Source organism: Asaia platycodi JCM 25414 (assembly GCF_000614545.1).
Classification (GTDB): domain Bacteria; phylum Pseudomonadota; class Alphaproteobacteria; order Acetobacterales; family Acetobacteraceae; genus Asaia; species Asaia platycodi.
In genome coordinates this window covers 226,344-239,064 of record NZ_BAKW01000004.1, presented here as the reverse complement: position 1 = coordinate 239,064, position 12,721 = coordinate 226,344, and the positions used below count along the sequence as shown (strand labels likewise).

Below are 12,721 nucleotides of genomic sequence, written 5' to 3'. Positions count from 1 at the left end.
CTGGTGGTTTCCGAAGGCTCGCGTATGATGGTGCCATCGCAGTAAACCTGCCCGGCTTCGATCAGGGATTTGACGCGTGAGCGGGAGAGGGAACCGATCGCATCGGCCAGAAAACGGTCGAGGCGCTGCCCCGCCTGTTCGGGCGTAACCCTAAAATCGAATCGGGTGGATATGTTGGCGCTGGCGTCGGTCATGCGCCCCTTTAGCAACTAGGATCGTTTGTCGCCATGGATACGCCCCCGCCCAAGGTTTCCCGCTCTCTCGTGGCAGCCGTCGTCGTCATGGGCATTCTTATCGTGCTGGGGACAGCGGGGCTCATTGGAGTGATCGTACACCGCGCCATGTCCCCCGGTCACAGAAAACCCGCCATGGCCACACAGGGTCTCTTTCGATCAGTGTCTCAGGGTGAGGCGCCCCGTTTCGTACTTGCCGGTGGCGGGCGGATCGTTGCCGAGGCTGTCAGGCCCGATGGCTCCGTTGCGGTGCAGATCAACGGCCCGCAGGGCGACCGCATCGTGATCTGGAACCCGGAGACCAATCAGGTCGCGGCGCAATTCGTCCTTGCGCCTTGATGTGCAGGAGCCTGACGGGGTCAGGGCGGCGCGGATGTCTTTCCCCGCATGAGGAGAACAGGTTTCAGCTGAGCCGCAGCACGGCAGAGCAGGGTCTTCCGTCATGCCGGTTCCCCCAGCCGACAGGCCAGCTCCGGGTCGACGCCAAGGGCTCTGTAAACCGGCGCCATATCCACGATACCGTTCCACGCGCCGAATGCTTCCTTATCCATGCTCACGTGATGCGGCATGACGATAATCGCCGGATCGTCATCCATGAAGCGCATACGCAACGTGCTCCAGCGCGGCGCGATGTAACGGTGATAGACGCCCGAGAGCGCGCATTGATCGACGCACCAATTGGTCGTGTTCGACGCCCTATAGGCGGTAACGATATAGTCGTGCAGCGCCTGAGCGATCTGCGGCAGTCGGTCGGGCTCGCCAAAATACGAGACGCCAGCGCCGAAACCCCATGGCTCCCCGAAAAACTGGCGTCCTTCCCGGTCGAAGGCATAGAGTCGAAAGCCGTAATCGTAATTGGCCTTGAGCGTGCTAACGAGACCTGGAAATTCGCGCGGGATCATGGCGTCGATATCGAGGGTCAGCACGGGACAGGCGTGCCGTTTCGCGATTTCGGGCAGGATCAGATAGCGTATGCAGGAAAAACTTGCTCCATCGGGATAGCTCAAGGGCCCGCAGGCAAAGCTGATCCGCACGTTGAGGTTTTTTTCGACAAGGATGGCGCTGCATGCCTTGAGAAAGGCGACCTGCTCGTCATTGGGGTCAGTAATGCCGAGTACCAGATGGAAGAAGGCGGGCGGCTCGGCACTTTTAGCAGCCTGAATCAGCGAGGCCAGCAGCTTGGGCACGAAGCGGAAATAGGTGGCGTCGCATCCTGCAACGAGACAGATCTCAGGGGTGATCTCGGGCAGTGATGCCCAATGCCACTGCCAGGCAGCAACGCTCAGGGCATGGGGTTCGGGCGGGCGAGGCGTATCGGTCAGCAGGAATAGGCACCGCAATTGAAATGCATAAACTCGAACCCGTTCTGAACGGCCAGGATGCGCGCAGCGTCGTAATGTGCGTTGGCTTCTGCAACCTCACCGTTGAGCCAGGAGTCATGACCCTGGATCAGGCGTAGTGAGTGCGATACGCCGTTCAGGCGTGTTTCCCGGGTAATGAACGCGGATCGACCGGCCTGTGGGCAGGCACACCAGTTGACTTCAAGTGCCTCATAATACGCGGCTTTCGTTTCATGAGAGGCATGGGGTGAGAGCTTGCCGGGGACAAGCGCCAGATCGAAGGCGTCAGTAAACGAGACCCCGCGGATCTTGCCGAGAATACCCATGAAATTTCTGTGTGTGTCATCTCTGGAAAAGATGCGCGCAACGCCATGTTCAATTGCGTCGTCGTCGAGCGTCGCTCTGGCACCGAGGGTAAAAGCCTTGCTGAGAAGGAGTATGGCCGCCTCCTCATCCTCAGCGCTTTTGGCGACGATGGATCGTGCCCAAAGACGATCTGCCTCGTTCACGGCGCCTGCAAGCGCCTCCAGACAGAGATGGGCCTCTGAGAAGAGCCCTACCAAAGTGCAGAGACGCGCGAGATAGTAGAGATGGCCGGATTGGTTGGGCTCGGCGAGTACCAGCGTGATCTGTCTCGCCAGTTCAGGCAATTGAGCCCAGATCGTCTCCCGATCCGTCTTGCCGATTTGTAGTGCGACGAGAACGGCAGAGAGGGCGCATCCGACTTTCTCATCGGGCCAGGGACGCAGGAAAAGATTGGTTGTCGTGTGATGAAACGTGCCGTCCGGCGCCGCTTCGAAGCCTTCCAAGGCGAGCCGCCTCTCGCCCAGTGTAAGTGTAAACTCTGCCAGCCTTCCACGTGCGACATGGCCCTCGCGATCCATCCAGCTCCGGGAAGTGAGAGCGCCAGTGCAGGAAGCATGTCGAGAGACACGGGCAGGAACTGCTCCCATCTGTCGCAGGCCTCACTGAGGCGAAGGGTGTCATCCGGAATGGCTGTCAGAAAGCTACCCCCTGAGCCTAACCCGATGGCATCGATGAAATCATGAGCGACGTTAGGGATAACAGTGAGGGAAAAAGGTCCTTCCACAAGATTGTTCGCCTCGTTGAGCAACACGGGTCGCGCATAACCCGTGGCAGCCGTCGCCGGGAAGGCGAGGAAGAGTCGCGTCGTGTCGTGACAGAGGATCGTGCCATGCCAGGAAAGTAGAAAACGGAGCATTATCTCGAACCTTTCGCGCTTGGACGCTTATTGTTTTACGGTGCGGCCTGCGACTGCCTATCCTGCCAGAACGGCATCCATGAGGCCGGGAAAGCGCAGGTCGAGATCGGCTTTGCGTAGCGAGTTGAAATGCTGCACACCCTGTATGCGCGTATGCAGCAAGCCGCTCTCCCGAAGCACCTGAAAATGATGGGACATGCTCGACCGAGGCCGATCACCAAGCAGTGCGGCACAACTAGCTTCGGGAACCGAACCGAGGTGCTGAACGATTTCCAGACGGATCGGGTCGGCCAGACCGCGCAGGACGCCCAGCAGGGTCAGGCTTTCTGAAGCGGGGTGGTCATAGTCAGCCATCAGCGTCGTCCGGTTCCAAAAAATGCGGGGGAGGGGTTGTCTTGAGACAGACGCGTCCCCATTCCTGATATTGTTCGATCAAAATCGAATTAAACCCCCACGGGTTCATGAGGACACAGCATTATGACAACTCTGTTCGATCCGATCCAGCTTGGCGCCATCGACGCAAAGAACCGCATACTCATGTCGCCGCTGACGCGCGGCCGCGGGACGCGCGAGCACGTGCCGACGCCGATCATGGCTGAGTATTATGCACAGCGCGCCTCTGCTGGGCTCATTATCTCCGAGGCGACCGGAATCAGCCGTGAAGGTCTTGGCTGGCCTTACGCGCCAGGTATCTGGTCTGCCGAGCAGGTAGAGGCCTGGAAGCCGATTACGAAAGCCGTTCATGACAAGGGTGGCAAGATTGTCGTCCAGCTCTGGCATATGGGCCGCATGGTGCATCCCAGCGTAACCGGTCAGCAGCCTGTTTCAAGCTCGCCCACTTCCGCACCGGGGCAGATCCACACCTATGACGGCAAGCAGGATCCCGAGCAGGCGCGCGCGCTGACAAAGGACGATATCACACGTATTCTGGGCGAGTACGAAGTGGCGGCCCGTAACGCGATCGAGGCGGGCTTCGATGGCGTGCAGATTCATGCGGCTAATGGCTATCTGATCGATGAGTTCCTACGCGATGGCACCAATCATCGCGAGGACGAATATGGTGGCTCACCCGAGAACCGTATCCGCCTTCTTCGTGAAGTAACCGAACGGGTAATCGCGACCATCGGCGCCGAGCGCGTATCAGTGCGTCTCTCGCCCAATGGCGACACCCAGGCTGCATCGACAGTGCCCCGGAGACGGTCTTCGTGCCCGCCGCCAAACTGCTCAGCGATCTTGGCATCGGCTTTCTCGAACTGCGCGAGCCTGGCGAGAACGGCACTTTCGGCAAGACAGACCAGCCGAAGCTGCATGGGCCGATTCGTGAAGTATTCAGGGGCGCTCTGGTCCTTAATCAGGACTATACACGTGAAGAGGCGCTCGAAACCGTCGCTAATGGCACAGCTGACGCCATCGCTTTCGGTCGTAAATTCATTGCGAACCCTGATCTTCCAGAGCGTCTGAAGCGCGATCTCCCACTTCAGTCCGATACCATGAAGACGTGGTATAGCCGGGGCGAAGAAGGGTACACGGATTATCCCTTTTATAACGAATAATGACTTTCTCTTGATTGCCTTGTCGAAACATTGACTGGCTGCTGGCTTTGGGTTTCAGAGGGATACATTTCGTTTCTTTCTGGAACCCTCATGCTTAAAATTTCAGGTTTCGTGCTCTCTCTTGCCTCCATCCTGACCGTCTCAACGGCTCTGGCCGACCCATTGCCTGTCGTTGCGGTCAATCGTGAAGTCGGGGTGTCCATGGCGGGTATTTTCGATAATCTCGTCGGGGGCTATGGGTCGCAGTCGAAAAGTACTGGCGGTCGATGGTACGGCCCAACTAGCTACAGCTCGCAATCCCGGTCGCGGCGTATCGGTGGGTGCCAGGTTTTCAGGTCGATGCCGCCAGTATGTTCGATCTCGGGCGCGTACATAACATTTATGCTTCGGCGCTTTTCCGTCTCGGCGCGGGAACGCGTAATGACAAATATGCCCATAGCTACTCATCCTCTTACAGCCAAGGTTCCTGGCGAATGGGAGGCGGAGACGATGCACGCTCAACCTACACACGTGGAGAGATCGGCAAGGGATTTCTTCTCCTCAATGACAAGGCGCTTGTCACACCTTTCGTGCAGGGGGGGTATGACAGCTACGGGTCTTATTCATTTGGGGGGCAGAATGCGTTCTTCGTAGGACTCGGCTTGAATGCCGATTATGCCTGACTGACCGCCTTGTGCTCCGTGGCCGTTTTGGTTGGGCCGAGATCCTCGATACCACGACTTACCGTGTGAGCAGATCAGCCACTCGTCCGCGTTGGGAAGGTGGTCTGGGCGTGGATTATCGTATGACTCGTCACTGGCATCTGACTGCTGGGGGAGACTACGCCTATACGTCTTACGGTCACGATAGCTACCGCTCCCGCTATCAGAACGCCAGCGAAGGACAGATTTCCGAGAAAGTGGTGTCAAGCGGCATACAGAACGGTTTGACGCTGCGTGCAGGACTTGCCTACGCCTATTGAGGTTCTTGTGGAGCTGCGGGATCGTCATTCCGTAGCTCCTGACTGACCTAGCGTCCGGCTTGGGCAGCGAAAATGCTCGCAAGAGCAGCGTGATCGTCGAGAATCTCCTGGGGGATCTCGACATGACCGATAAAGCCTTTCCCTTTCGGGCCGTAACCTTCTTCGTTGTCGTGAAGACGAGGGATTTCGCCTAGCAACAGGGAAAGGTATCGTTCTTCAGTCCATGATTCCGCCGTTTGCGTGTCGCCAAGGCGCGGTACGAAGGGCGGCGACGAGAAGAAACGGGTCGGCGTGTTCTGCCAGATGTGGCGGAACGTTGCCTCGGTGCGCCGCTGAAGCAGCGGGTCCTGAATCAGCTCGATATGATGGGGCGTGAGCCCGAGTTCATCCAGCGTATCCCGCGTGAAGGCAGCATTTTCACCCGTATTTGTCGAACGTGTCTCCAGAATGATCTGACCGGGCGAAACAAGCGCGTCGGCGGTGATGAGACGGGCAACCAGTTCGGCCTCGGAGAGACCGGCAAGGACCGAAGCTGCGCAGTCCAGACGAGCAGCAAGGGCCGCCATGAGCGGGGCGGTAGAGTGGCCGATCCCGCCCGTTATCAGCAAAAGACAGCCATGATGACGGGCGAGACTGGCGGCATGGTCGACGCAGGCCAGAACGCCATTGCCGGCAAGACAGATGAGATCGATCCGGTTCGGGGCGTCATCTACACTGGTAAGGGCGAGAAATTCGGCAATCCGATCGGCACGCTCCCTGATTTCAGGGTTATGTAATGCTGCGAACCTCTCCGACATCGCGATCCCTTTTTTGTCTTTTTCCCCCTCGCAAGGGGCGGCGCAATCAACAGGAGTGATGTGTCTGATTGCGCCAGTAATTCATGCGGACTCCAGTATTGCCGATGCCGGACGTAAACCCGGCATCACACTCGAGTCAGACCGTGAAATACTTCGCCCGCGGGTTGAGAATGACCAGGGCCGAGGTCGATTGCTCGGGATGAAGCTGATAGCCGTCCGAAAGCGACACGCCGATGCGTTCCGCACCCAGCAATTTCAGGATGGGCTCCTGATCTTCCAGGCGCGGGCAGGCCGGATAACCGAATGAATAGCGCGAGCCGCGATAGGACTGCCCCAGCATTTTCTCCATGTCGCGGTCGTCTTCCGCAGCAAAACCAAGCTCGGCACGGATACGCTTATGCGTATATTCCGCCATGGCTTCAGCCATCTCGACCGAAAGTCCGTGCAGATAGAGGTAATCCTGATAGCGATTGGCCTCGAACCAGTCGCGCGCCAGATCCGACGCCTTCTGCCCGACGGTCACGACCTGCAAGCCGATCACATCGCGCTCTGACTCGCCGATGTCACGCACGAAATCGGCAATGCATTCGCCGTCCTCACGCGGCTGGCGCGGCAGGGCGAAGCGGGCGACTTCGGTCACGCCGTCTTCTTCGAACAGAACAAGATCATTGCCGTCGCCTGCGGCTTTCCAATAGCCATAGATGGCCTGTGGTTTGAGAATTTCCTCTTCCGCGCAGAGCGCCAGCATCCGCTTCAGAACAGGGCGCAGCTCCTGCTTGGCGTAGGTCATGAATTCGTCGAGCGAGCGCCCCTGCTTTCTGAAGCCCCACTGGAACTGATAGAGCGAGCGCTCATTGAGGAAGGGCAGAACCGCAGCCGGAGCCGATTCCACTACGCGAGCCCCCCAGAAGGCGGAGTCGAAACGGGCACCGATCCCGCAACGCGCGCACGGCGGGCGCGGGCCTGTTCCGGGTCGATAGGCGTGAAGCCGCGCGTTTCGGCGATTTCCGGCGCACGCTCGGTCTTGCGCTGGCTCTTGCCCGCACGCCTCGTCTGGATGGCGGTCAGATAATCGTCGAACTGGTTGTTGACGACCTTGTCCATCAGCGAGAGCCCGTCAAAGGCATCGCGGGCATAGGCCACACGACCGGGGGCGTCATTGCCGTAGGAGCGGGCGCATTCCTCTTCGACGTAATTGCGGGTCAGGGCGGCGCCGCCAAGAAACACCGGAACGTCGATACCTTGCCGCGCCATTTCCTCGAGGTTTTCGCGCATGATCACGGTCGATTTGACCAGAAGCCCCGACATGCCGATGGCATGGGCATTATGCTCCTTGGTCGCTGCAATCATGTCGGCCAGAGGCACCTTGATGCCCAGATTGATGACGCGATAGCCATTATTGGTCAGAATGATATCGACCAGATTCTTGCCGATATCATGCACGTCGCCCTTGACCGTGGCGAGCACCATCGTGCCACGCGCCTGACCTTCGACGCGCTCCATATAGGGCTCGAGCCAGGCCACAGCGGTCTTCATGGTTTCGGCAGATTGGAGCACGAAGGGAAGCTGCATCTTGCCAGCACCGAACAGCTCGCCGACCACCTTCATACCATCGAGCAGGACGGTGTTGATGATGTCGAGCGGCGGCATTTCTTCCATCGCCGCAGCCAGATCGTCTTCAATCCCCTTGCGGTCGCCATCGACGATGCGATCTTTCAGGCGTCCAGCGGGCGTTTCAGCGCGGCGCTTTTGCACTGCGTCGGCGGCTTTACGGCCTGCGAAAAGCTCCAGCAGCTTCTGAAGCGGATCGTAATCCTCGCTGCGCCGGTCGAAAATCAGATCTTCAGCAACCTTTACTTCCTCGGCGGCGATCAGATGCAGCGGGCGGATCTTGCTGACATGCACGATGGCACCCGTCATACCGGCCTTGACCGCATGATCGAGAAAGACCGAGTTCAGCACGGCACGGGCTGCGGGGTTGAGGCCGAAAGAGATGTTCGACAGGCCCAGAATGATCTGGATGTCCGGAAAGCGCTCGCGGATCAGGCGAATGCGTCCAGCGTCCAGACGCCCAGCTTACGGTCGTCTTCCACGCCGGTGGCGATGGTGAACGTCAGCGGTCGATCATCAGATCGGATTGGGGCAGACCGTGTTTGGTGCAGGCAAAATCGACCAGACGCTCGGCAATGCGCAGCTTGTCTTCGGCCGTCTTGGCCATACCGACTTCATCGATGGTCAGGGCGATGACGGCAGCGCCGAATTTGCGCGCCAGAATCATACGGTCTTCGGCGTGGCCCTCACCATCTTCGAAATTGATGGAGTTGATGATGGGTTTGCCGCCATGCAGCTTGAGCGCGGCTCGATGACCGGCGTTTCGGTTGAATCGATCACCAGCGGCGCGTTCACCGATGAGGTGAAGCGCGTCACGACCTCATTCATCTCGGCAATCTCGTTGCGACCGACGAAGGCTGTGCAGAGATCGAGCGCGTTCGAGCCCTCGGCGGCCTGCTCGCGCCCTACGGCCACGCAGCCATCCCAGTCACCGGCTTCTTGCAATTCGCGCCATTTCTTTGACCCGTTGGCGTTGCAGCGCTCGCCAATCGAGAAATACGAGTTCTCCTGACGGAGCGGCGTCTGGCTGTAGAGGCTCGCCACGGAAGGCACCCAATGGTGGATACGCTTGACCGGGGCAGGGCGATGGAAGGTGGTGCCGCCTCTGCGGCGTAGCATCTCGTCCAGTGCCTGGATATGAGGGGTGGAGGTGCCACAGCACCCGCCGACGAGGTTCAGCCCGTCTTCTGTGATGAAGCGATCGACCCAGCTCGCCATCTCACCTGGAGAAAGCGGGTAGTGGGTCGTGCCATTCACCAGCTCGGGAAGGCCCGCATTAGGCTGGATCGAGATCAGGCCCGGCCAGTTTTCGGAAAGCCATTTGACATGCTCGGCCATTTCCTGCGGGCCGGTGGCGCAGTTCATGCCGATAAGGGGGACGTCGAGCGCATGAATGGTCGTCGCGGCTGCAGCGATATCGGGTCCGACGAGGAGCGTGCCGGTGGTCTCGACTGTCACCTGAACGAAAATCGGCGCATCCGAGCCAAGTTCGCGCCGGGCTGCCTTGGCAGCGTTCACTGCCGCCTTGATCTGGAGCGTGTCTTGGCAGGTCTCGATGAGGAACGCATCGACGCCGCCATCGATCAGGCCACGGCACTGCTCGATGATACCGGCTTCAAGCGTATCGTAATCGATATTGGCAAGGCTGGGCAGCTTGGTGCCCGGCCCGATTGAGCCCACGACATAGCGATGACGCCCGTCGCTGAAGGTTTCTGCTGCCTCCCGCGCCAGTTCAGCCGAACGACGGTTGATCTCGCGTGCCCGGTCTTGCAGACCGAATTCGGCGAGGGTCACGATGGAGCCGCCGAACGTGTTTGTCTCGACCATGTCGGCGCCGACTTCGAAATAGCCGCGATGGATCTCGCGGATCAGTTCAGGGCGTGAAAGAGTGAGAATCTCGGTGCAGTTCTCCTGCCCCCAGTAATCGCGTTCCACTTCCAGATCGAGCATCTGAATGCGCGAACCCATGCCTCCGTCACAAAGCAGAACATGGTCGCGCAGGGCATCGAGCAGATGGGGGCGTGTCATGATGGCAATTGGTCTCGTCGTCAGGATCAGGCACGATCGGGGCACCGCCGCAAAAAAGCTGCGGCAGCCTGCTTTTTTCAGAGGCGCCCTGTTATGTCCAGAGTAGCATTCGATTGCTATACTCCGCGCTACTCTCTCACAGGAAGGAAAAGCCATGCCGGGAACCGGGCGCATTCCTGTTGTGATTCGGGAAAGCATAGAGGGGCATTGTCCCCCGATGCCTTATGACGCTGGCAAGGGCGCCTGTTGCGCCTTGACTCTGATCTCTGTGGACGGAGCATTGCGTCGACATGGCTCATGAGTCGTGACGTAACCGACGCCCTTTCTTCATGGAGCCGGCATCCGGCCTCCTGTGCATGCTGTCAGGGCCAGAATCCCCTGATAGCCGCGCTGCATCAGCTTTTTCTCGATCGCGTGCGCGGACGCTGCCCGCTGTTCTCCTTTGTTGTCGTCTCCTGTGCGCCGGACCGGAAAATTCGTGTCCGCCAAATGCTGGAACAGGATGTTCTGGTCAGAGCGCGTTACGAATTTTAGATGTTATGTATTTTTATAAGGCCTGGTCAGGAATTTACACAATATCGGTTACGGAATATGAAGAGATCAGGTGCGTAGTTCAGCAATTTCTATGACTTGAGATAAAACCGGAAATTCCTGCTCGACACGGGGAGGGGTTTTTGCGCTATTCGGGCGGCCTGGAGTCTGAGCGGCTAAGTGAAACACAAGAGGAAGCTTCGTGAAGCAACGTGATGGCCTCGCTGCGGACAGCGAAAACCAGAACCCCGTCTATATCCGACTGCGCGCCGCGATGGCGGCAGCAAAATATCATGGGCTGGATCTCGATATCCGTGATTTCGCCGCAGAACCCGGTGAGGCATCTCCGTCTCCGGCTTCTCTGGCGCGCTGGCTGAATGAAAACGGTGCTGTCGCGAAGGGAATGCGCATCAAGTGGCGCTTCCTCGTACGCATGCAGAATACGCCGCCAATCGTCCTGATGTTCCGCGATGGCTCTGCGGCTCTCATGGTGCGCGCCGATCCCGAAAAGAATATCGTCTGGCTGCGTGACCCGCTTGGTGACGAGGGCAGTATTCCAGTTGCGGTCGATGAGTTGCGTCTCTCGCAGGTCTGGACGGGCGATATCCTGCTGGTAAAGCGGCGTAAGGATCTCTCCGAGGCAGACGCGCCTTTCGATCTGATGTGGTTCGCCCGGGTCGTCATGCGCGAAAAGCAGTCGCTGCGTGACATTCTTTTCGCGTCGATGGTTCTGTCGATCCTGCAGATCTTCCCTGCGCTTATCGTGATGCAGGTCATTGATCGCGTGGTGAACTACCATTCGATGTCGACACTTGTGTCGATCACGGCCATCGTTGCTATTCTGAGCTTTTACGAAACTCTGCTGATGTATGGGCGTCGCGAACTCACGCTTGTCATGACGACGCGTGTCGATACGCGTATTTCGCTTCACGCCTTCAATCGTCTTCTCGCGCTACCGCTTGAGTTCTATGAGCGCGAGCAGACGGGACGTATTCTTGGCCGTTACATGGCCATCTACAAGGTGCGCGACTTTCTGACCGGCAAGCTCATGTCCACCTTTTTGGATATGTTCACGCTGATCGTGATCCTGCCGATCCTGTTCCTGATGAGCTCCACGCTGGCATGGCTTACCGTGGCGTGCGCGGGTCTTATCGGTCTGATCATCGTCATTTTCCTGCCACCCATGACGCGCGTCTATAACAAGATGATCAATGCCGAGATGGAGCGTTCCTCCATTCTCTATGAGACCATCGCTGGTATCCGTACTGTCAAGACGCTGGCTCTGGAGCCGACGCGTCGCGAGAAATGGGATGAGACGACCGCTGAGGTCATTCGCTGGAAGCTGGCTGCCGGACGCATGCAGAACTGGCCCAGCACGCTCGTCATGCCGCTCGATATGTTCATCAATCGCGGGATCATTCTCGTCGGCGCCTATCTCATTCTGTCAGGGTCGAGCAGCATTCAGCCGGCGCGCTCATGGCCTTCATGATGCTGGGCGGTCGTGTGGCGGCACCTCTGGTCGGATTGGCCAAGATTCTGGAAGACGTTAACGAGGTCATGACCTCGCTCGGCGAGGCCGGGCTGGTGCTGAACCAGCCGACCGAAACCAAGGCGCTCACTTCCGGGCTTCGTCCCCCCATCAAGGGCGCGCTGTCGTTTTCCCAAGTCGATTTCAGCTATCCAGGCACGACGATCAAGGCGCTTAACGACGTCAATTTTGAAATTCCGGCAGGCACCATGCTCGGGCTGGTCGGCCGTTCTGGCTCGGGCAAATCGACTGTCACGCGCCTGCTCCAAGGCGTGAGCCGCAATTACACCGGTTATCTGCGTCTCGATGGCGTCGAGTTGCGTGAAATCAATCTGAGCCATCTGCGTCGTTCTTTCGGCGTGGTGCTTCAGGATAACTTTCTGTTCCGTGGCTCGGTGCGAGACAACATCACCGCCGGACGTCCCGGCTATACGATGGATGACGTCATTCGTGCCGCCCGTCTGGCGGGGGCCGAAGAATTCATCGATCGTATGCCTGCAGGCTATGATACGCCGATCGAGGAGGGGTCGACCAACATCTCAGGTGGTCAGAGGCAGCGTCTTGCCATTGCCCGCGCCGTGATCAGCGATCCGAAGCTCATGATCCTCGACGAGGCGACCTCTGCTCTCGACCCAGAGAGCGAAGCGCTGGTTAACGCCAATTTGCAGCGCATCGGCAAGGGCCGCACGATGGTGATCGTGTCTCACCGTCTGTCATCGCTGGTCGATTGTCATCAGATCTGCGTGATGGACAAAGGCAAGGTGGTCGATGTGGCCCCGCATGGCGTGTTGCTCGAACGATGCGAGATCTATCGCATGCTCTGGATGCAGCAGAACCGCCATGAGCATCGCGCACGCGGTGGACAGAACGATCAGACCGACCAGAATGACGATCCCATGCTGATGGATGAGGAATAA

At 58.6% G+C, this 12,721-nt stretch carries 8 protein-coding genes and 3 pseudogenes; 5 read left to right on the top strand and 6 right to left on the bottom strand.

Annotation, left to right across the window (positions count from 1 at the left end; genetic code table 11):
- Positions 1-194, bottom strand: a 194-nt coding sequence (locus JCM25414_RS17530) for a S4 domain-containing protein (protein WP_035442674.1), incomplete at its 3' end; no start/stop codon positions are given.
- A 33-nt stretch (positions 195-227) separates the two neighbouring features.
- Between JCM25414_RS17530 and JCM25414_RS05595 the strand changes: the two genes are divergently transcribed.
- Positions 228-572 carry a hypothetical protein gene (locus JCM25414_RS05595; RefSeq protein WP_025840990.1) on the top strand — a complete coding sequence of 115 codons (345 nt, stop codon included), beginning with the start codon at positions 228-230 and terminating at the stop codon, positions 570-572.
- A 101-nt stretch (positions 573-673) separates the two neighbouring features.
- On the opposite strand, the gene JCM25414_RS17525 is transcribed toward JCM25414_RS05595, so the two are convergent.
- From JCM25414_RS17525 to JCM25414_RS05585, 3 genes are all read right to left on the bottom strand, one after another.
- The gene (locus tag JCM25414_RS17525) at positions 674-1,573 is read right to left on the bottom strand and encodes a hypothetical protein (protein WP_051535707.1); all 900 of its coding nucleotides are present in this window, start codon (positions 1,571-1,573) and stop codon (positions 674-676) included.
- Complete coding sequence (locus JCM25414_RS21450; protein ID WP_159101716.1) at positions 1,552-2,526, bottom strand: hypothetical protein; 975 nt, start codon at positions 2,524-2,526, stop codon at positions 1,552-1,554. Before JCM25414_RS21450 ends, JCM25414_RS17525 begins: the two co-directional genes overlap by 22 nt.
- A gap of 326 nt (positions 2,527-2,852) precedes the next feature.
- On the bottom strand, positions 2,853-3,149 hold the full coding sequence (locus JCM25414_RS05585) for an ArsR/SmtB family transcription factor (protein WP_025840989.1): 297 nt from the start codon (positions 3,147-3,149) through the stop codon (positions 2,853-2,855).
- Between the two features lie 123 nt (positions 3,150-3,272).
- Here JCM25414_RS05585 and JCM25414_RS17520 point away from each other — a divergent pair.
- The 3 genes and pseudogenes from JCM25414_RS17520 (at position 3,273) to JCM25414_RS24620 (ending at position 5,309) form a co-directional block, all read left to right on the top strand.
- Positions 3,273-4,348 (top strand): annotated as a pseudogene (locus tag JCM25414_RS17520) (alkene reductase).
- Positions 4,349-4,668: 320 nt separating this feature from the next.
- Positions 4,669-5,010 carry a hypothetical protein gene (locus JCM25414_RS24625; RefSeq protein WP_242403375.1) on the top strand — a complete coding sequence of 114 codons (342 nt, stop codon included), beginning with the start codon at positions 4,669-4,671 and terminating at the stop codon, positions 5,008-5,010.
- Between the two features lie 65 nt (positions 5,011-5,075).
- Positions 5,076-5,309, top strand: coding sequence for a hypothetical protein (locus JCM25414_RS24620; protein WP_242403374.1), 234 nt, complete (start codon positions 5,076-5,078; stop codon positions 5,307-5,309).
- A 47-nt stretch (positions 5,310-5,356) separates the two neighbouring features.
- On the opposite strand, the gene JCM25414_RS05570 is transcribed toward JCM25414_RS24620, so the two are convergent.
- Together JCM25414_RS05570 and metH are read right to left on the bottom strand one after the other, a co-directional pair.
- Entirely contained in the window at positions 5,357-6,106 is a 750-nt protein-coding gene (locus tag JCM25414_RS05570; protein ID WP_025840988.1) for a YdcF family protein, read from the bottom strand.
- 136 nt (positions 6,107-6,242) lie between these two features.
- A pseudogene (gene metH, locus JCM25414_RS17510) lies at positions 6,243-9,745 on the bottom strand (methionine synthase).
- A gap of 805 nt (positions 9,746-10,550) precedes the next feature.
- Here metH and JCM25414_RS17505 point away from each other — a divergent pair.
- A pseudogene (locus JCM25414_RS17505) lies at positions 10,551-12,721 on the top strand (peptidase domain-containing ABC transporter).